The sequence below is a fragment of the Helicobacter pylori genome, assembly GCF_011140715.1.
Lineage (GTDB): Bacteria > Campylobacterota > Campylobacteria > Campylobacterales > Helicobacteraceae > Helicobacter > Helicobacter pylori_DA.
Window position 1 is genome coordinate 25953 of the sequence record NZ_SFZZ01000025.1, and the last position, 18661, is coordinate 44613.

The 18661-nt window shown below is 38.3% G+C and carries 23 protein-coding genes; 13 read left to right on the forward strand and 10 right to left on the reverse strand.

The window, feature by feature from the left end; genetic code table 11:
• The first annotated feature begins 5 nt into the window (after window positions 1–5).
• The 9 genes from flaG (at window position 6) to EWZ81_RS02895 (ending at window position 7581) form a co-directional block, all read left to right on the forward strand.
• Entirely contained in the window at window positions 6–365 is a 360-nt protein-coding gene (flaG, locus tag EWZ81_RS02855) for a flagella length regulator FlaG (protein WP_000245951.1), read from the forward strand.
• A 16-nt stretch (window positions 366–381) separates the two neighbouring features.
• The gene (gene fliD, locus EWZ81_RS02860; protein ID WP_165548957.1) at window positions 382–2439 is read left to right on the forward strand and encodes a flagellar filament capping protein FliD; all 2058 of its coding nucleotides are present in this window, start codon (window positions 382–384) and stop codon (window positions 2437–2439) included.
• A 41-nt stretch (window positions 2440–2480) separates the two neighbouring features.
• Window positions 2481–2861, forward strand: coding sequence for a flagellar export chaperone FliS (gene fliS / locus EWZ81_RS02865; protein ID WP_001199081.1), 381 nt, complete (start codon window positions 2481–2483; stop codon window positions 2859–2861).
• Window positions 2848–3087 (forward strand): hypothetical protein, encoded by a 240-nt coding sequence (locus EWZ81_RS02870; protein WP_165548958.1) that lies wholly within the window; start codon window positions 2848–2850, stop codon window positions 3085–3087. The genes fliS and EWZ81_RS02870 overlap by 14 nt, the downstream gene beginning before the upstream one ends.
• Window positions 3088–3139: 52 nt before the next feature.
• Entirely contained in the window at window positions 3140–3811 is a 672-nt protein-coding gene (locus EWZ81_RS02875) for a tRNA threonylcarbamoyladenosine dehydratase (protein WP_165548959.1), read from the forward strand.
• A gap of 1 nt (window position 3812) precedes the next feature.
• The gene (locus tag EWZ81_RS02880) at window positions 3813–3959 is read left to right on the forward strand and encodes a hypothetical protein (protein WP_000656207.1); all 147 of its coding nucleotides are present in this window, start codon (window positions 3813–3815) and stop codon (window positions 3957–3959) included.
• A 3-nt stretch (window positions 3960–3962) separates the two neighbouring features.
• A complete protein-coding gene (locus tag EWZ81_RS02885) occupies window positions 3963–4844 on the forward strand; it encodes a carbon-nitrogen hydrolase (RefSeq protein WP_147747581.1) in 882 nt (293 codons plus the stop codon).
• Window positions 4845–4951: 107 nt separating this feature from the next.
• Window positions 4952–6265, forward strand: a complete 1314-nt coding sequence (locus EWZ81_RS02890; RefSeq protein WP_165548960.1) for a Na+/H+ antiporter family protein — start codon at window positions 4952–4954, stop codon at window positions 6263–6265.
• The gene (locus EWZ81_RS02895; protein ID WP_241487714.1) at window positions 6265–7581 is read left to right on the forward strand and encodes an MATE family efflux transporter; all 1317 of its coding nucleotides are present in this window, start codon (window positions 6265–6267) and stop codon (window positions 7579–7581) included. Before EWZ81_RS02890 ends, EWZ81_RS02895 begins: the two co-directional genes overlap by 1 nt.
• Here the strand turns inward: EWZ81_RS02895 and rny are convergent, their stop codons facing one another.
• Together rny and EWZ81_RS02905 are read right to left on the reverse strand one after the other, a co-directional pair.
• The gene (gene rny / locus EWZ81_RS02900; RefSeq protein WP_240146739.1) at window positions 7582–9093 is read right to left on the reverse strand and encodes a ribonuclease Y; all 1512 of its coding nucleotides are present in this window, start codon (window positions 9091–9093) and stop codon (window positions 7582–7584) included.
• Window positions 9071–9739 carry a 5-formyltetrahydrofolate cyclo-ligase gene (locus tag EWZ81_RS02905; RefSeq protein WP_165548974.1) on the reverse strand — a complete coding sequence of 223 codons (669 nt, stop codon included), beginning with the start codon at window positions 9737–9739 and terminating at the stop codon, window positions 9071–9073. Before EWZ81_RS02905 ends, rny begins: the two co-directional genes overlap by 23 nt.
• Before the next feature lie 97 nt (window positions 9740–9836).
• Here EWZ81_RS02905 and EWZ81_RS02910 point away from each other — a divergent pair, with 97 nt between their 5' ends.
• Window positions 9837–10394: a hypothetical protein gene (locus tag EWZ81_RS02910; RefSeq protein WP_165548962.1), complete on the forward strand. Its 558-nt coding sequence runs from the start codon at window positions 9837–9839 to the stop codon at window positions 10392–10394.
• Window positions 10395–10400: 6 nt separating this feature from the next.
• Complete coding sequence (gene ftsY, locus EWZ81_RS02915; protein ID WP_165548963.1) at window positions 10401–11294, forward strand: signal recognition particle-docking protein FtsY; 894 nt, start codon at window positions 10401–10403, stop codon at window positions 11292–11294.
• Window positions 11295–11513: 219 nt separating this feature from the next.
• Here the strand turns inward: ftsY and EWZ81_RS08420 are convergent, their stop codons facing one another.
• The 7 genes from EWZ81_RS08420 to moaA form a co-directional block, all read right to left on the reverse strand.
• Window positions 11514–11939 carry an NYN domain-containing protein gene (locus EWZ81_RS08420; RefSeq protein WP_341846690.1) on the reverse strand — a complete coding sequence of 142 codons (426 nt, stop codon included), beginning with the start codon at window positions 11937–11939 and terminating at the stop codon, window positions 11514–11516.
• A gap of 625 nt (window positions 11940–12564) precedes the next feature.
• Entirely contained in the window at window positions 12565–12885 is a 321-nt protein-coding gene (locus EWZ81_RS02925; protein ID WP_165548964.1) for a YkgJ family cysteine cluster protein, read from the reverse strand.
• On the reverse strand, window positions 12854–13273 hold the full coding sequence (locus EWZ81_RS08425; protein ID WP_240146737.1) for a sortase: 420 nt from the start codon (window positions 13271–13273) through the stop codon (window positions 12854–12856). Before EWZ81_RS08425 ends, EWZ81_RS02925 begins: the two co-directional genes overlap by 32 nt.
• Window positions 13274–13329: 56 nt before the next feature.
• Entirely contained in the window at window positions 13330–13755 is a 426-nt protein-coding gene (locus tag EWZ81_RS08430; protein ID WP_240146738.1) for a hypothetical protein, read from the reverse strand.
• A gap of 108 nt (window positions 13756–13863) precedes the next feature.
• Window positions 13864–14172, reverse strand: coding sequence for a hypothetical protein (locus EWZ81_RS02935; RefSeq protein WP_165548965.1), 309 nt, complete (start codon window positions 14170–14172; stop codon window positions 13864–13866).
• Window positions 14173–14182: 10 nt separating this feature from the next.
• The gene (locus tag EWZ81_RS02940) at window positions 14183–15007 is read right to left on the reverse strand and encodes a hypothetical protein (protein WP_165548966.1); all 825 of its coding nucleotides are present in this window, start codon (window positions 15005–15007) and stop codon (window positions 14183–14185) included.
• 260 nt (window positions 15008–15267) lie between these two features.
• Window positions 15268–16233: a GTP 3',8-cyclase MoaA gene (moaA, locus tag EWZ81_RS02945; RefSeq protein WP_165548967.1), complete on the reverse strand. Its 966-nt coding sequence runs from the start codon at window positions 16231–16233 to the stop codon at window positions 15268–15270.
• A gap of 85 nt (window positions 16234–16318) precedes the next feature.
• On the opposite strand from moaA, the gene mobA reads away from it, so the two are divergent.
• On the forward strand, window positions 16319–16924 hold the full coding sequence (gene mobA / locus EWZ81_RS02950; protein WP_165548968.1) for a molybdenum cofactor guanylyltransferase MobA: 606 nt from the start codon (window positions 16319–16321) through the stop codon (window positions 16922–16924).
• Window positions 16917–17993, forward strand: a complete 1077-nt coding sequence (gene flhB, locus EWZ81_RS02955) for a flagellar biosynthesis protein FlhB (protein WP_165548969.1) — start codon at window positions 16917–16919, stop codon at window positions 17991–17993. Before mobA ends, flhB begins: the two co-directional genes overlap by 8 nt.
• An 87-nt stretch (window positions 17994–18080) precedes the next feature.
• Here flhB and EWZ81_RS02960 read toward each other — a convergent pair.
• A partial coding sequence (locus tag EWZ81_RS02960) for a hypothetical protein (RefSeq protein ID WP_165548970.1) occupies window positions 18081–18661 on the reverse strand: 581 nt, incomplete at its 5' end.

Sequence of the window (18661 nt, forward strand, 5' to 3'; positions counted from 1 at the left end):
TTTTTATGGTCAATGAAGTTCAAGGGATTGGGATTCCCACATCTCACACAAGCGTTCAAACAACCCCCACAAAAGAGATCAGTCGCGCAAACACTATAAACACTATTGATGAATCCAAGACAACAATAGACCCTGATCAATACAAACCCAAACTAGAATTATTGAGCGAGCGTCTGAATGAAGAAATGAAACGCATTGGCACAGATATTAATTTTAGTTATAACGATACGATCAAGGGGTTAGTGGTTTCAGTCAAAGACGCTAATGGGGATAAGGTGATAAGAGAAATACCCTCTAAAGAAGCCGTGGAGCTTATGCAAAGAATGCGCGATGTGATAGGCATTATCTTTGATAAAAGAGGCTAAAAATTAGAGGTAAAGCATGGCAATAGGTTCATTAAGCTCATTAGGGCTTGGCAGTAAGGTTTTGAATTATGATGTGATTGACAAGCTTAAGGACGCTGATGAAAAAGCTTTAATCGCCCCCCTAGACAAGAAAATGGAGCAAAATGTTGAAAAACAAAAAGCCCTTGTGGAAATTAAAACGCTCCTTTCATCTCTAAAAGGCCCGGTTAAAACGCTCTCAGATTATTCCACTTATATCAGCCGAAAAAGCAATGTTACAGGCGATGCGTTGAGCGCGAGCGTGGGGGCTGGCGTGCCTATTCAAGATATTAAGGTGGATGTGCAAAATTTAGCGCAAGGCGATATTAACGAATTAGGGGCGAAATTTTCTTCAAGAGATGATATTTTTAGCCAAGTGGATACCACGCTCAAATTTTACACGCAAAACAAGGACTACGCCGTTGATATTAAAGCAGGAATGACTTTAGGCGATGTGGCTCAAAGCATCACAGACGCTACCAATGGCGAAGTGATGGGCATTGTGATGAAAACAGGAGGGAATGACCCCTACCAATTAATGGTGAATACCAAAAACACCGGCGAAGACAACCGAGTCTATTTTGGCTCACACCTCCAATCCACGCTCACTAACAAAAACGCCCTTTCTTTAGGGCTTGATGGAGCTGGGAAAAGCGAATTGAGTTTGAATTTAAAGGGGGCTGATGGGAGCATGCATGAAGTCCCTATCATGCTAGAGCTCCCTGAAAGCGCTTCTATCAAACAAAAAAACACAGCGATCCAAAAGGCTATGGAGCAGGCTTTAGAAAACGACCCTAATTTTAAAGATTTGATCGCTAATGGGGATATTTCCATAGACACTCTTCATGGGGGGGAATCTTTAATCATTAATGACAGGCGTGGGGGAAACATTGAAATTAAAGGGAGCAAGGCTAAAGAGCTTGGGTTTTTGCAAACCGCCACGCAAGAAAGCGATTTATTAAAAAGCTCTCGCACGATAAAAGAGGGTAAATTAGAAGGGGTGGTTAGTTTGAATGGTCAAAAACTGGATTTAAAAGCCTTAACCAAAGAGGGTAACACCAGCGAAGAAAACACAGACGCTATCATTCAAGCGATCAACGCTAAAGAAGGCTTGAGTGCGTTTAAAAACGCTGAAGGCAAGCTTGTGATCAATTCTAAAACCGGAATGCTAACGATTAAGGGCGAGGACGCTTTAGGCAAGGCCAGTTTGAAGGATTTGGGTTTAAATGCTGGCATGGTGCAATCTTATGAAGCTTCACAAAACACGCTTTTTATGTCTAAAAACTTACAAAAAGCGAGCGATTCAGAATTCACTTATAATGGGGTGAGCATCACACGCCCCACTAATGAGGTCAATGATGTGATCAGTGGGGTTAATATCACTTTAGAGCAAACCACAGAGCCTAATAAGCCTGCCATTATCAGCGTGAGCAGAGACAATCAAACCATTATAGACAGCCTTAAAGAATTTGTCAAAGCCTATAATGAGCTTATCCCTAAACTAGATGAAGACACTCGTTATGACGCTGACACTAAAATCGCTGGGATTTTTAACGGCGTGGGCGATATTCGCACCATTAGATCCTCTCTTAATAACGTGTTTTCTTATAGCGTGCATACGGATAATGGGGTAGAAAGCTTGATGAAATACGGGCTTAGTTTAGACGATAAGGGCGTGATGAGTTTAGATGAGGCTAAATTGAGTAGCGCCTTAAATTCTAATCCTAAAGCGACTCAAGATTTTTTCTATGGGAGCGATAGCAAGGATATGGGGGGCAGGGAAATCCACCAAGAGGGCATTTTTTCTAAATTCAATCAAGTCATCGCCAATCTCATAGACGGAGGGAACGCTAAATTAAAGATTTATGAAGATTCCCTAGACAGAGACGCTAAAAGCTTGACCAAAGACAAAGAAAACGCTCAAGAGCTTTTAAAAACCCGCTACAACATCATGGCGGAGCGTTTTGCCGCTTATGATAGCCAAATCTCTAAAGCCAATCAAAAATTCAATTCCGTGCAAATGATGATCGATCAAGCGGCGGCTAAAAAGAATTAAAAAAACAGAGAGTTATCAATTTTAAAGGATAAAGGAACATTATGCAATACGCTAACGCTTATCAAGCCTACCAGCATAACCGAGTGAGTGTGGAATCTCCGGCAAAACTCATTGAAATGCTTTATGAAGGGATTTTAAGATTTTCTTCGCAAGCCAAACGCTGTATTGAAAATGAAGACATTGAAAAAAAGATTTATTATATTAACAGGGTTACGGATATTTTCACGGAATTATTGAATATTTTAGATTATGAAAAAGGGGGGGAAGTGGCGGTGTATCTTACAGGCTTATACACCCATCAAATCAAAGTTTTAACGCAGGCCAATGTGGAAAATGATGCGAGTAAGATTGATCTGGTGTTGAATGTGGCTAGGGGGTTGTTAGAAGCTTGGAGGGAAATCCATTCAGATGAACTCGCCTAATGCGTTATTAGATTCCTTTAAAATCGCTCTTGTTAAAAAAGATTCCAAACTCGCCTTTTCATTGATAGAGCGCCTTTCTTTAGAGCAAATAAAAAGTTTGGATTTAGATGCGCTTTTAAGCCTTAAGGAAATGATAGCCCAAAGCATTGAACTATTAAAAAAAGAAAAAGAAGAACTGCAATTACAAATGCATAAGGCTAAGAAGATTCAAAAATTTTTGTCTTAGATTTTTTAAACTACGATACAATAAAAGCACTATTTTTATTGAAGGCTAAAGATTGTCTGAACCCATAGATAGATTCACGCGCATAAGGTGGTTGTTTAAAAACGATTTTGAAAAAATCCGCCAACAAAGGGTTTTAATCTGTGGCGTGGGGGGCGTTGGAGGCTTTGTGCTAGATTCTTTGTATCGTGTGGGGATAGGGCAAATCACTATCATTGATAAAGATGTGTTCGATGTTACCAATCAAAACCGCCAGATTGGATCAGAGAGAATAGGAGAATCTAAAGTGTTGGTGTTGCAAGATCTCTATAAGGGCGTTCAAGCTTTAAATTGTCGCATAGATGAAGCGTTTTTAAATTCATTTAATTTTAGAGATTATGATTACATTTTAGATTGCATGGACGATTTGCCTATTAAAACAAGCTTGGCGATAAAATGTCAAAATTTCGCTTATGGGAAGTTTATCAGCTCTATGGGGAGCGCGAAACGCTTGAACCCTAAACACATCAAAGTGGGGAGCGTGTGGGAAAGCTATGGCGATAAATTCGGGCGTAAATTTAGGGATTTTTTAAAAAAACGCCGTTTTAAGGGGGATTTTAAAGTGGTTTTTAGCCCTGAAGTCCCGCATTGCATAGAGCTTGGGAGTTTTAATGCGGTTACGGCGAGTTTTGGTTTGCAAATAGCGAGTGAAGTCGTGCAAGATATCATCAAAAATGAAAGGCAATGAAATGAAAGATTACGAAGACGAATTGGAAGATTTTGAAGAAGAAGAATTAGAGGGCTTTGAAGAAGAAGATGAAGAGTATAATGATTATAAGAATGTCTATGATGATGACGATTATGAAGACTATAACTCTGATTATGAAGAAGAGTGAAAAATGATTTATGCAGGCGTTCTCCAGCATGCTTATTGTGGCTCTAGAAAAAAGACTATAGAGCATACAGCCAACTTGCTTGAACAAGCGCTAAAAAAACACCCTAAAACCAATTTAGTGGTGTTGCAAGAATTGAACCCTTATAGTTATTTTTGCCAGAGCGAAAACCCTAAATTTTTTGATTTAGGCGAGTATTTTGAAGAAGATAAGGCTTTTTTTAGCGCTTTAGCTCAAAAATTTCAAGTGGTGCTTATCGCTTCTTTATTTGAAAAGCGCGCTAAAGGGTTGTATCACAACAGCGCGGTTGTGTTTGAAAAAGATGGCTCAATCGCTGGAGTGTATCGCAAAATGCACATTCCTGATGACCCGGGGTTTTATGAAAAATTTTATTTCACGCCGGGGGATTTGGGCTTTGAGCCTATTATTACAAGCGTGGGGAAATTAGGGCTTATGGTGTGTTGGGATCAGTGGTATCCTGAGGCGGCTAGAATTATGGCTTTAAAAGGGGCAGAAATTTTAATCTACCCTAGCGCGATAGGGTTTTTAGAAGAAGATTCTAATGAAGAAAAAAAGCGTCAGCAAAACGCATGGGAGACCATTCAAAGAGGGCATGCGATCGCTAATGGCTTGCCTTTGATTGCGACTAACAGAGTGGGCGTAGAGTTAGATCCTAGTGGTGCGATTAAGGGGGGCATTACCTTTTTTGGCTCTAGTTTTGTGGTGGGGGCTTTGGGCGAATTTTTAGCTAAAGCGAGCGATAAAGAAGAGATTTTGTATGCGGAAATTGATTTAGAACGCACCGAAGAAGTGCGCCGAATGTGGCCGTTTTTAAGAGACAGACGCATTGATTTTTATAACGATTTATTGAAACGCTATGGGGATTAGAGATTATTTTAGAAAGGATTGACATGGTGGATACGGTTTTTTGCGCTAAACAAGCGCAAAAATTCTATCATTTTTGCGCGGTATCTTTATTTTAACAAGGAGCAAAAATGCTAGAAAATAGCTCTGTATGGAGCAATCCCGCCTTTGTGGCTATCATTTGCATGTGCGTTCTTAGCCTTTTAAGGCTCAATGTCATGCTTTCTATGATTAGCGCGACTCTCATAGCAGGACTTATGGGAGGGCTTGGAATCACAGAGAGTTTTAATGTAATGATAGATGGCATGAAAGGCAATTTAAACATCGCTTTAAGCTACATCCTTTTAGGGGCTTTGGCGGTAGCGATCGCTAAAAGCAATCTCATTAAAGTCGCTTTGAGTAAGCTGATAGGCTTAATGAATTACAAGCGATCCACTTTTTGCTTTTTGATCGCTTTCATCGCATGTTTTTCGCAAAATTTAGTGCCGGTGCATATCGCTTTTATCCCTATTTTAATCCCCCCTCTTTTGCATTTAATGAACCGGCTAGAATTGGATAGAAGAGCGGTCGCTTGCGCTTTAACCTTTGGCTTGCAAGCCCCCTACTTGGTGCTTCCTGTAGGGTTTGGCTTGATTTTTCAAACCACCATTTTAGAGCAATTAAAAGCTAATGGCGTTAGCGCTACCATAGTGCAAATCACAGGAGTGATGTGGATAGCAGGGTTAGCGATGGTTGTTGGGCTATTTGTCGCTGTATTAACGCTATACAAAAAACCCAGACACTATAAAGAAAAATCTTTTAACATAGAAAATTACGACTCGCTTAAATTAAACTACCATGACTACTTGACTTTTATAGGGATTATCGTGGCGTTTGTGATCCAATTAGCCACCGATTCGATGCCTTTAGCCGCCTTTTTAGCGTTAGCGATCATCTTATTAGGCCGTGGCATTAAGTTTAAAGAAACAGATTCGCTTATGGATGATAGCGTGAAAATGATGGCGTTTATCGCTTTTGTGATGTTAGTGGCTAGCGGGTTTGGGGAAGTGTTGCAAAAAGTGCATGCGATAGAGGGCTTAGTGAATGCGATCACAAGCGTAGTCCAAGGGAAGCTTTTAGGGGCTTTTTTAATGCTTGTTGTAGGGCTTTTTATCACTATGGGGATAGGGACTTCTTTTGGCACTATTCCTATCATCGCTGTGTTTTATGTCCCTTTATGCGCGAAATTAGGTTTTAGCATAGAATCTACGATTTTACTCATCGGCATAGCCGCAGCTTTAGGCGATGCAGGCTCACCGGCTAGCGATAGCACCATGGGGCCCACTTGCGGGCTTAACGCAGACAACCAACACAATCATATCTATGACACATGCGTGCCGACTTTTTTAGTCTATAACCTCCCTTTGATTGTTTTTGGAGTGGTTGGAGCGTTACTATTAGGCTAATCTATCAAGTTAAGAAAATCTTTTCTTTAGCCTTACCCTCTGGGGTTAATGCTTTTTTAGATGTGTTGGTGGTCGCGCTCTCGGTTTTTTTTGTGGGTAAGATTTCGCACCATCACATTGTGGCTTTAGGGGTGGGCTTGCAATTTTTGATGCTTTTTTATGGCATCAATACGATTTTATACACCGGCACCAACGCCATTCTTTCTAGGCTTGTGGGAGCTAGGGATTTTGCTCAAATCAATCACGCTTTTTCCAGTATTTTTATAGGGGCGTTTGTGATTTGTTTGGGCGTGCTGTTTGTTTCTTATTTTTTGATTGAGCCTTTTTTAAATTGGATGCAATTGCAAGATCCTTCGCGCCAATTGACGCAAGATTATTTAGAAGTCTTAGTTATCGCGCTACCGAGTATTTTTTTAAAAAATGTTTTAGTTTCAGCGCTCGCTAGCTTTTCAGACACCCTAACCCCCTTTATTGTTAAAATCATCATGGTCATTGCATGCATTTTCTTGAATCAAGCCTTGATTTTTGGGGATTTTGGTTTTAAAGAAATGGGGATTGTAGGCTCTGCTTTAGCGAATGTGGTTGTCTCTTATTTGGAATTACTCGCGCTTGGCGTTTGGATACAAATCAAAAAAATCCCTTTAAAATTCAAAATAACCTTTCATTTTTCTTTTTTAAAAACCATGTTTAGAGTGGGTTGGCCGGCCGGGTTTGAGCGCTTATTGAGCTTGTTTTCTTTAATCCTCTTATCCAAATTTGTAGCGAGCTATGGGGATAAGGTGTTAGCGGGCATGCAAATAGGCATCAGGGTTGAAACCTTTTCGTTCATGCCCGGATTTGGGTTTATGATCGCAGCGATGGTTTTAACAGGGCAAAATTTAGGAGCGAACAAGCCAAAGATCGCCACAGAATACGCGCATTTGATTTTAAAAATCTCTATGGGTTTAATGGGGGTTTTAGGGATTGTTTTAGTCTTATTCGCTAAAGAATTTGCGAGCCTTTTTTCTCAAGATGGAGAAGTCTTGGAAGTGGCACGCTCTTATTTGATCGCTGTGGGTCTCTCTCAAGCTCCCTTAATTGGGTATTTTGTGCTAGATGGAGTTTTTAGGGGGGCTGGCATTTCTAAAGTCTCACTATACATTAACACTCTAAGCTTATGGGGGTTAAGGATCATGCCTATTTACTTGCTTTTAATTCATCATTTTAAGGTGGAATTTATTTTTGTAGTGATCGCATCAGAAACTTTTTTGCGCTCATTCATCTACTATAAAGTTTTTTCTAAAGGCATATGGAAAAGGTGCGGGAAAAAGGCTTAATCATTGCTTGAGCGTAGCGGTCGTTTTGAAACGATTTTCTCGCACCACTTGCACGCCCACTTCGCCCACATACTGAGCGCTCTCTTCTATCTTTTTAGCGATCTTTCTGGCAATAATTGGCACTTGATTGTCCCTAACTTGGTTGGATTTGACAATCACTCTTAATTCTCGCCCGCTCTCCATCGCATACGCCTTTTCCACCCCATCAAATTCTAGCGCAATCTCTTCTAAAGCTTGCATGCGTTTAGCGTATTCTTCATCGCTCTTTCTCCTAGCGCCCGGACGCCCTGCTGAAAGCACATCAGCCGCGCACACGCTCGCGCACTCCACGCTCATGATTTCTTCATGCCCATGGTGGGCATAAATCGCATTGATCACAACCGGGTCTTCTTTATGGCGCTTGCACACTTCAACCCCTAAATTCACATGGTCTCTCCCAAGCTCTTGGGTGAGCGCTTTACCAATATCATGCAAAATACCCGCTCTTCTAGCGAGCTTTTTATCCCCCCCAAGCTGCTCTGCAATCAAGCCGGCTAAAAGGGCGACTTCCTTAGAATGCTGTAAGGCGTTTTGCCCAAAACTAGAGCGGTAACGCATTTTGCCTATTAAAATTTTAAGCTCATCTTCCATAGCCCCAAGCTCCAATTCTAGCACCACGCTCTCTCCTTCAGAAAGCAGTTCTTTTTCCATGTTGCGCGCGACTCTGTGATAAACCTCTTCAATCCTGTTAGGCTGGATACGGCCGTCTTCTATTAAAATTTTAATCGTCTCGCTCGCTACTTCACGCCGATAAATATTGAAACTAGACAAGCACAATTCGCTACTGTCTTCGCTAAATTCTATATCCACCCCACTAATCTTTTTAAACGCTTCAATGTTTTTCCCGTCTTTGCCTATCACACGACCGATATAATCTGAGCAAGGCAAAGCGATACGAGTTGTTAAATTCTCTGCCGCATAATCGCCCGCAAAACGGGCTGTCGCTTCCGCTAAAATGGCATACGATTTTTTCTTGCTCTCTTCTTTGGCTTCTTTTTCATAACGCCTGATCAACGCGCTTTTTTGCGCTTCTAGTTCTTCTTCTAATTGCTCCAAGATCATGCTTTTAATTTCATCTTTGGTATAAGCCATGTAATTGAGCATCGCGTCTAGCGCTTTGGCTTGAGCTTCTTTGCAAACAGCGCGCTGTTTTTTAAAATTTTCTTTTTCTTGTTCTAAAATCTGGCGTTCTTTTTCAAGCTCTTTTTTTTCCTTTTCTAAATAGCGTTTTTCATCTCTTACAAATTCTTTGTGCTGCGCTTCTAAGTGTTTCAAATGCGCTTCTTTTTTTTCAAAATGGGTTTGGAGTTGCAAGTTTTTGTTTTCATATTGCTGTTGCAATTTGCATTCTTGGCTTTTCATGCGCATCTCTTCAGCCTCCACAAAAGATTTCGCTTGAAACTCCATTAATTTGGCTTTAGCTGAAGCGCTTTTTAAAGTGGCTTGCCCTCTAGCATAATAGATCTTTTTCATCACATAATACATGACTAGAGCGGTAATCAAACACGCTACCAAGACTTCTAATGAAATGTAAATTAACCCGCTGCTCATAATGTTTCCTCTTATTATTCTTCATAACGATACGAGCATTCATGTAAAGATCCGCTTCAATGTCATAGGCGTTTGTGAGAACACCATTAGCCAGTGCTAATTCCCTACTTACAAATATGACTAAGGGGCGTTTTAGTTGCTTTTTGAGTAATTGGGGCAAACTCCTATCATACATGCCTAGCCCAAAACCCACGCGCCTAAAGCTTGTATCCATTCCTAAAATCGGCACGACAATACAATCCAATTCCCGCTTATAATAGCGCGACAAACTCGGCTCATCAAACCACCCCAAACGCCTTAAGGGCAACCTAAAGGGTGCGATAGTAAAGCCCTCTTTAGAAAAATGAGTGCCTTTTTTGATGCTTTTAGGCAACCACACGCGCTTATTTTTTTGTCTTAACTTCAAAATCAAAGGCCTGATGTCAAGCTCATGCCCTAACGGGCTATACAATAAAATATTTTGATAATCTTTGAGTTTCCAAAATAAAAGCTTGCAAGCCAATTTATCCCTGACTTTATTTTTTGCTTTAGCCCTTTTCAAGCGTTCTTTACAAAAATCTCTAAAAATCGTTTTAATGGTTATAATCCTTAAATTTTAGACTTACATTATAGTATAATTTTAGGTTATTAGTTACCATTTTATTATTCTTAAGGATGTGTTTATAATGAGAATTAAGGCTTATTTTTTGCGTTTTATCGTGCTGGTTTTGATCGTTTTGTTAGGTTTTAGCGCTTGTAAAAATTCTCAAAAATCTCAAGATTCTCAAAACAATACCACCCAACAAGATAGCCCTAAAACCTACACCGCTATGGATTTGAATAACCAAGAATACACAATCACAGGCGATTTAGATTCTCTAAATATCAGCCCGGATTCTAACGCTCCTACCCTATTAGTTTTAAGCGCTTTAGACGATTTTTTAAAAGATTACACCCCTAGCTTTAACATCTTAAAAAAAACTTTTAAAGATCGTTTGAGGGTGCTTATTTTACTCAATAAACCCTATTCAAGCGATGAAATCAAAGACTTTAATACGCATTCTCAAGCTGATTTTATGATTTTAAACCCTAAAGATACCGCTCTTTTTAATCATTTAAAGCATGACTCTTTAAACCATTCTTTTAACATGCTCTTATATTACAAACACCAATTGATCAAAATGTATCAGGGGATCGTGCCAATAGAAATGCTCCAATTTGATATTTCCAATTTAAAGGATTAAAAAACCATGTTTAATTTTTTCAAAAAAATTGTCAATAAGATTAAGGGCGAAGAGGTTAAAGAAGAGGCTAAAGAAAAAAAGCGCCAAAGCGTTCCTAAAGAGGAATTAGAAGAAATTTTGATTGGCTTTGACATTCAATACGATTTGATAGAGAGCTTGTTAAATCATTTAGGCGATTTAGTTACACCCAAGCAATTAGAAGTCGCTTTGTTGCGTTTCGTGCGTGGGGAAAGCTATTATGATAAAACACGCCTAAAAACCATCACCACAAAACCCTTAGTGCATTTAATCGTGGGGGTTAATGGGGCGGGCAAAACCACAACGATCGCCAAACTCGCCAAGCTCTCTTTAAAACAGCATAAAAAAGCGCTTTTAGGGGCAGGCGATACCTTTAGAGCGGCCGCAGTCAAACAGCTCCAGTTATGGGGCGAAAAGCTTAACATTCAAGTCATTAGCGCTAAAGAAGGGAGCGATCCAAGCTCTCTAGCTTATAACACCATAGAAAGCGCGATCGCTAAAAATATAGATGAAGTTTTTATAGACACCGCCGGGAGGTTACACAACCAGACCAACCTTAAAAACGAGCTTTCTAAAATCGCACGCACCTGCTCTAAAGTTTTAAAAGACGCCCCCTTTTATAAATTCCTTATTTTAGACGGCACGCAAGGGAGTTCTGGGCTAACGCAAGCCAAAATTTTCCATGAGACTTTGGCGTTAGACGGCGTGATCATGACTAAGCTTGATGGCACTTCTAAAGGCGGAGCGATTTTAAGCGTGCTGTATGAGTTAAAATTACCCATTCTTTATTTAGGAATGGGCGAAAAAGAAGACGATTTGATCGCTTTTGATGAAGAACGCTTTATAGCAGATTTGGTTGATGCGGTGTTTGTGGAACAATAAAAAATACAACCATGCCAGGAACATGGAGTATAACATAAACAGTATGGTCAAGTAACTTTATGATGAGTTCAATGTTTTCTATAAGGGCGATGATAAAGCACCTTTTGAAAGATTTATTCGAAGAATTAAGATTAAAACATTGCAAAAATAATATAGAAGTTATTACCAATATAGTAAAATAGGAGTTTTAAACTCCTATAACCTTATTCTGAGCACCTATTAATTAATATTGTCGTTTTTAATGCCTAATTTATTATATATATCTTCTATTCTTACTTTTTTGATAAAATCACAATGTTTAGTAAGGCTAGGCTCTATTTTTCGCTTGAGATCTTCAAAAAAGATAATTTCTGTTTGAATTCCATTTGTTCTAGCCAATTTTAAAGCCGGAGACATATCAGAGTCATATCCTATTAAAACTACTTTTTCTACAAAATGTTTTAAGGAAATTTCTAGCATGTCTATCCCAAGGAGCATATCTACTTGTTTTTGAACCACCTCGTCACCACGCTTAACAAGCTTTCCGAGTCTCAAGGCAGTATGATTTAAGTGTTCTAGTGTTGACAAGAATTTCAATATATCTTTCTTTTTCTTATGATCACCTAATGGTTTTGCTGTGTATGTAAAAGAATATTCTATATAGATTTAATAAATCTCTCTCATAATAACTGTCAAAAACACATAAATTACAAAAATCTATAACTTTTTGTGGATTGTTATTGTAATCAAAAAAAGTTTTTTATCTTTTCCTGTTTTTTCAAAAACACCTAGTCTCAAATTTTCAAAATCAACAAAAATTGCCGCTTTTTGTGTATGATTAATGATTCTGTCCTTTTTATTTGGATAACTAGGACTAGAAATAAATAAAGCTAAGCCATAGTTGAGTAATATTTCTCTATTATAGCAAAGTTTTTGTAAGAAGTCAAATTTATAGATTTTTTATGCTTCAATCAATTATTGTTTATAATCATAGAACACATTGGTGAAATAGGGTCTGTTTTTATGGGATATCAATAACCAAATTTAAAAATGCTATTAGCATTTTTTACAATCAATAGTAAAGAGCTTGATGCTAGTCAAGTGATAGCTCTAAAAAGCGGTCTTCTTGAATTAGGGGTTTTTAGTTGGGGGTTGTAGGGGGAATTATTTCAAAATACCCCTATCCCCTTAAGAGAATGAGTTTTATCATAAAATAGAATAACTAAAACCCCTTTTTTTAATAATAAGACTTTGAGTGTTCATATTTAATGAAAATAGAGCTATTTTTAGTCTATTCCGTAATAATAACCCTAAAGCTTATATCCATGTGGTTTGCTTCTTGTAAAGCGTTACAAACCTCTGCGTTTTTGGCATAAAACTCCTTCAGCGGGATATGGGAATAAAGCTTTTTGTGCACTTCATCAATCCTGCAAATTAACGGACGCGATTCATAAATCTTGCACAGATTTGTTTCTAAATCCAAAAACTTGCACACCCCATTGCCGGTATCAAACTCAATAAGCTCAATAATCCCAGCGATATTTTTACAGCAAAGCCCACAAGAAGTGCAAGGGAAACGATTAAGAGTTGTTCGCTTTTTTGATTCTTCCATTTTTTCCCCAAAACGATCTAAAAAATTCAAATAATCTGCGTGCCAATCCAAATTTGATTTTAGTTGAATTAATTAAATCATAATGCTTAGTTTCTAGGCTATTCATCTCCCTTTGCATAAACTCTAGCTTACTTTGTGTAGCTTCATTGAGCTTTTGGTGTTTATCCATGATAGGGACTTCCAAAAAAGCACCCAAAGTCATAAGAGTTGAATAAGTAGTAGCTATCTGATCATTTTCTTTTTGATTGTAATGCGAAACATCATAGTTGTGCTTTTTCATCGTAGCGATTGCCTCTTGAGAAAGCGAGAAAAACAGCGCGTCAAACTTTGTGATCTGCCTAGTGAAATACATCGCCATTTTTTCAATAGCTTGAAACTGATCAATCATCACAACCGCTTCCTCAAATCTCACTCTGATCTCTTCGTAGCGAGCCTTAGCATTTTCTAGCTTTTTTCCATTTCAGCGGCTCTCAAAGCTCCAAAAATAGCGAGTGCGGGTCCGGCTAAAAGCCCCATACTTCCAACTATACCTCCAGCAGCCAAACCAAATCCCATAGAGAAACCTCCCACAGCATTTCCAACGACACCAAAGGTATCAAAGGAACTCATCTTGAGATTTTTATCAATAATTTTTAATGTATTTGATACATGGAGTTGGATATTTTCCATGCCTTTTTTGTTGATAAGCTCGAATCCTTTTAATTGATTAAAATGGTGCGAAAATTCTGAAATTACTTGATTTCTAATATAGCACTTTTTCTCTTCAAATCTCGCAAGAGCAAACTCGCAATCAGAAGCCACAGCTTTAATAACTTCTTCTGCTTCCTCTAGCAAATCATTGCCTTCATTGATATACTTAAATATATTCATTAGTCTCTTCGCTGAGAATGTCTGCATCAACTTTTTTCAACTCCATATCCTGCTGCCGCTAGGGCCACTCCAGCTGCTATAATAAATGGCAATGGCATGTTTTATCCTTTATGTGTTTATAATATTTCTTAAAGCTTCTAGATTTTCATCAATGCTTTTTTGGAGCTCAGATAACACGGCTTTCTTTTGTTCTCTTGATAAATCGCTTGCATCAATAAGATCTTCATGGCGGTAGATAAGGCTGAGCGTTTGACCAATATCAATCATTTCTTCAATAACGCTGTCTTCAATCCCATGCGTTCTAGCGGCTTGTGCGAATTTCTCACGATCTCTTTGACTGAAAGAACCACCACTTTCTAACGACTTCAGCACTTTGGTTAAGATCACACTTTGACCCATATCTTTTTGTTCTTCCATGATTTCTCCTTTAAATTTCTATTTTTCCACCATTATTCATGAGTTCCAAAAATTCTTGGGTATTATTAAACAAGGGCTTTTGACCTAGTCTTTCTTGGATCTTGTTATTGACCGCTATCGCCAAATCCGCATCTCCTGCATAAAGCGCCCTCTCAAGATTATTAAAATTCTCATTAAAGAATTTTACATTCCCATGAAAATATTGCTTAAACACTTCCTTAAATTGATTGCGATAGATCTCTAACAGCCTAATACTTTCACGGCATTCTTTTTCAATCTCTATACGCCTTTGGCGCGCCAATTTAGCCTCTTTTAGAGCATCTCGCAAATTTTCACAGAGAGTTTTGCTCAGTAATGCACCCACAAAATTTCCAATTATCGCTCCAACTCCAGGAATGGGGATGAATGTTTGACCAACAACTGCCATAGCTTTTGTGCCTAAAATTTTCGTGCCAGTGTGTAACAAACGACAAGAAAGCTCATCATCATCGATCTTTTGAGAACCATAGTCAATAAATATCTTATAACACTCTATGCCAGTTTTTTCTAAGCGCATCGCAATTTCTAAGTCTCCATCAAAACTTTGGATTGTTTCGTTTGGACTATTTGAAACCATGTCTTTAAGAAAGGCTGCTCTACCACAGCTAAGCGCCACATCCTTTGCATCCTTCATGGCTTGATCGAACGCTTCTTTGGAATCCTTGCCATTTCCAACATATTCATATAAATTCATCAATAATAATGGTGCAAATTTTATAAGCATTTTGCTCTCTGTAATATCCATCCCTGCTTCATGAGAGCTTTGTAACGGAATATCTTGCATGTTTTCTAACATGAATTACCCTCTCTTTAGCGGTGTTAATAGGTAAGTTTTAAAAAAAGCGAGAGATTTTGGGGATTTTAAAAGGTTTAGGGTAGGCTTATAAGTAACCCCCCCCCCCAAGAAAAGCTAGAAATAAAAGACTAGGACTAAAAAACGCTAGGATTTTTTCCATAAAGACCTCCTTATTGTTTGATCCTAGCCACTATAACCAAAAATCCTAAACAAACCGCCTTATTTTTTATAAAAAGGTTTAAAATAATAAATATTTTCCCCTACCCCCCTGTGTAGTAAAACGCCCTTGTGGGAGTGTCGTTATTTTTATCATTCCACATGTTTTTTTCTGGTTTATTGATGATGGATTGTTTTAAAAGCCTTTTTATATTTTTTATATCTTTATTGATGATCGCTTCTTTAGCGTCTATGGCGTCTTGATAGTATAAACATGGGCAAATCTTGCCATCAGAAGCCAAGCGGATACGATTGCAAGATTGGCAAAAATCATCGCTATGCGGAGCGATAATGCCAAATTGATAGCCATTTTCTAGCGTGTAGATTTTAGAAGACCCTTTTTTAGGGTTTTCCATGCCCATAATCTTATATTTTTGAGCGATCAGATCTAAAATTTCTCGCTCTTTCAAGCCTTTAACCAAACTTTTAGCATGCGTGTTTTCCATAAATTCAATGTAGCGGATTTGTATGCTTCTGTTTTTTGCATACTCTAAAAGCTCTAAGATTTCATCATCATTAACGCCTTTCATCACAACCATGTTTAATTTGAGTTTTAAACCCACCTTTAAGGACTCTTCAATCCCTTCTAGCGCATTTTTAAGGGCATCTTTTTGAGAGATTTTTAAAACCCTATCGCTTTTTAAAGAATCTAATGAAACATTCACCCGTGATAACCCGGCATCTTTTAAACCCTTAGCCATTTTTTTGAGTAAAAAACCATTAGTGCTTAAAACTAACGCCACTTCCTTATTGTAAGCGTGTAGTTTAGCGATAAACTCGTCTAAACCCTTGCGTAACAATGGCTCCCCACCCGTGATTCTGATTTTTTTAACGCCCTCATCAATGGCGATTTTAAGAAATTCTAAAACATTATCCAAAGGCAATAATTCTTCATCATCAAAAAAATCTAATGGCGTGGTAGGCATGCAATACTGACACCTGAAATTACATTGTTTGGTTACAGACACCCTAATATAATCAATAACCCTATTGAAACTATCTACTAACACTCCCTTTATCCCTTATGCTCTTTATTTAAGCTTTTAGTGTAACATAATAAACAATGACTTAACAACATCAACATGGATAGATCTTTTGAAAAACCCTATCATTGATAACATTCCTTGCGTTTTATTAGCTGGGGGCAAAAGCTCTCGTTTTACCATCAATAACATTCCAATCAATAAGGCTCTCATGCCTTTAAAATCGTATTCTAGCCTTTTAGAATACCAATACTCGCGCCTTTTAAAACTTTTCAAACAAGTCATTATCAGCGCTAAGAAATCGTATGAATTAAACGCTCCCTACCTTTTAGAAAAAGAGAGCGGTCTTTTTTCACCCCTTTTTGGCATTCATAACGCTTTTTTAACGCTGCAAACCCCTTATATTTTTTTTATCCCTATAGATACGCCTTTAGTATCCTTTGAAAGCATTAAAATTCTTTGTGGGATTCAAAACTTTAGCGTAGTCTATGCTAAAAGCCCCACAAAAGAACATTATTTGATTTCTTTGTGGCACAAAAGCGTCCTTAACGCTCTTAGTTACGCTCTTAAAACGCAAAATTATCGCTTGAGCGATCTTATCAAAAACGCCTCTTCAACCGCTATCCATTTTGATAAAGAAGAAGAATTTTTAAACCTCAACACCCTAAAAGACTATGAATTAGCCGTTCAAATTTTAAAAGAGGGAGCAAATGGCTGAAGAAGAAAAAACCGAACTCCCTAGCGCGAAAAAAATCCAAAAAGCCAGAGAAGAAGGCAATGTGCCTAAAAGCATGGAAGTGGTGGGGTTTTTAGGGTTATTGGCTGGGCTAATGAGTATTTTTGTTTTTTTTATATGGTGGGTGGATGGCTTTAGCGAGATGTATCGCCATGTGTTGAAAGATTTCTCCCTAGATTTTAGCAAAGAAAGCGTTCAAGAGCTGTTTAACCAACTGGCTAAAGACACTTTTTTATTGCTTTTGCCTGTTTTAATCATCTTAATGGTGGTGGCGTTTTTATCCAATGTCTTGCAATTTGGCTGGCTCTTTGCCCCTAAAGTCATTGAGCCTAAATTTTCTAAAATCAACCCTATCAATGGCGTCAAAAACCTTTTTTCTTTAAAAAAGCTCCTTGATGTGAGTTTGATCACCTTGAAAGTTTTTTTAGCTTTTTTTCTGGGGTTTTTCATCTTTTCCTTATTTTTAGGGGAATTAAACCATGCGGCTCTTTTGAATTTGCAAGGCCAGTTATTGTGGTTTAAAAGCAAGGCGTTATTACTCATTTCTTCGCTTTTATTTTTATTTTTTGTCTTGGCTTTTATAGATTTAGCAATCAAGCGCCGCCAATACACTAACTCTTTAAAAATGACCAAGCAAGAAGTTAAGGACGAATACAAACAGCAAGAAGGGAACCCAGAAATCAAAGCCAAGATCCGCCAGATGATGGTAAAAAACGCCACGAATAAAATGATGCAAGAAATCCCTAAAGCCAATGTTGTGGTTACTAACCCTACCCATTATGCCGTCGCTCTCAAATTTGATGAAGAACACCCTGTGCCTGTGGTAGTGGCTAAAGGCACGGATTATTTAGCCATTAGGATTAAGGGTATCGCTAGAGAGCATGGCATAGAAATTATAGAAAACAAAACGCTCGCTAGAGAGCTTTATAGGGATGTGAAATTGAACGCTACCATACCAGAAGAATTGTTTGAAGCGGTAGCGATAGTCTTTGCTCAAGTGGCCAAATTAGAACAAGAACGCCAAAAACAAAAGATCATCAAACCTCTTTAAGATTTTTGTAAACCCGCTTTTAAACCCTAAAAAGACACTCAATCAAGGACACTCAACCAAAAAACTTTAGCTATCCCTATTTGAGCTTTAAATCTTATGCTCCAAACGCCTTAAAGTGTTATGCACATATTCTAAAAGCCACCCTAACAAGCCTAAAAAGTAAAAACCCAACCGCATGCCATAATATTCTTTAGTTTGAATGAACATGCTAGAACACAGCACCACCACGCTAAGCCCCACAATCAAAATAAGCGTGTTAGCGTATTCATACAACCCAAAAAGGCGTTTGCAATAGATTAAAACCAGTATCAATAAAATAAGAGCGAGTGTAAAAAGGGAAAAATCCACGCAATCAGACACGCTTAAAAATCTAAAACTCTGTAAAGAAGAAGCAAAAACCCACACGATGCAAATATTCATAGAGGGCAAGAAAGATTGCTTCATGCTAGCCCCTAAAAAACGCCACAATAAAGTCGCTAACAGCACAAAATAGAAAAGATAAAGCACGATTAAAGAATGTTTAACAGGAAAATTCCAAGCGTAAAAAGAAAGGCATAAGATCCCTACGCAAGCGCATTTTTGGCGCGTGAGGGTGAAAGGCTTTAGGATAAGCACAAGCAGATAAATTAAAGAAACGCCTATTAACCCCAAGTAATCTAATTTGACAA

What these genes read in the sequence shown, in the direction of transcription:
- flaG (WP_000245951.1), top strand. Translation starts at nt 6, where the DNA reads ATGGTCAATGAAGTTCAAGGGATTGGGATTCCCACATCTCACACAAGC.
- fliD (WP_165548957.1), top strand. Translation starts at nt 382, where the DNA reads ATGGCAATAGGTTCATTAAGCTCATTAGGGCTTGGCAGTAAGGTTTTG.
- fliS (WP_001199081.1), top strand. Translation starts at nt 2,481, where the DNA reads ATGCAATACGCTAACGCTTATCAAGCCTACCAGCATAACCGAGTGAGT.
- EWZ81_RS02870 (WP_165548958.1), top strand. Translation starts at nt 2,848, where the DNA reads ATGAACTCGCCTAATGCGTTATTAGATTCCTTTAAAATCGCTCTTGTT.
- EWZ81_RS02880 (WP_000656207.1), top strand. Translation starts at nt 3,813, where the DNA reads ATGAAAGATTACGAAGACGAATTGGAAGATTTTGAAGAAGAAGAATTA.
- EWZ81_RS02885 (WP_147747581.1), top strand. Translation starts at nt 3,963, where the DNA reads ATGATTTATGCAGGCGTTCTCCAGCATGCTTATTGTGGCTCTAGAAAA.
- EWZ81_RS02890 (WP_165548960.1), top strand. Translation starts at nt 4,952, where the DNA reads ATGCTAGAAAATAGCTCTGTATGGAGCAATCCCGCCTTTGTGGCTATC.
- rny (WP_240146739.1), bottom strand. Translation starts at nt 9,093, where the DNA reads ATGAAAAAGATCTATTATGCTAGAGGGCAAGCCACTTTAAAAAGCGCT.
- EWZ81_RS02910 (WP_165548962.1), top strand. Translation starts at nt 9,837, where the DNA reads ATGAGAATTAAGGCTTATTTTTTGCGTTTTATCGTGCTGGTTTTGATC.
- ftsY (WP_165548963.1), top strand. Translation starts at nt 10,401, where the DNA reads ATGTTTAATTTTTTCAAAAAAATTGTCAATAAGATTAAGGGCGAAGAG.
- EWZ81_RS02925 (WP_165548964.1), bottom strand. Translation starts at nt 12,885, where the DNA reads ATGGAAGAATCAAAAAAGCGAACAACTCTTAATCGTTTCCCTTGCACT.
- EWZ81_RS08425 (WP_240146737.1), bottom strand. Translation starts at nt 13,273, where the DNA reads ATGATTGATCAGTTTCAAGCTATTGAAAAAATGGCGATGTATTTCACT.
- EWZ81_RS08430 (WP_240146738.1), bottom strand. Translation starts at nt 13,755, where the DNA reads ATGAATATATTTAAGTATATCAATGAAGGCAATGATTTGCTAGAGGAA.
- EWZ81_RS02935 (WP_165548965.1), bottom strand. Translation starts at nt 14,172, where the DNA reads ATGGAAGAACAAAAAGATATGGGTCAAAGTGTGATCTTAACCAAAGTG.
- EWZ81_RS02940 (WP_165548966.1), bottom strand. Translation starts at nt 15,007, where the DNA reads ATGTTAGAAAACATGCAAGATATTCCGTTACAAAGCTCTCATGAAGCA.
- flhB (WP_165548969.1), top strand. Translation starts at nt 16,917, where the DNA reads ATGGCTGAAGAAGAAAAAACCGAACTCCCTAGCGCGAAAAAAATCCAA.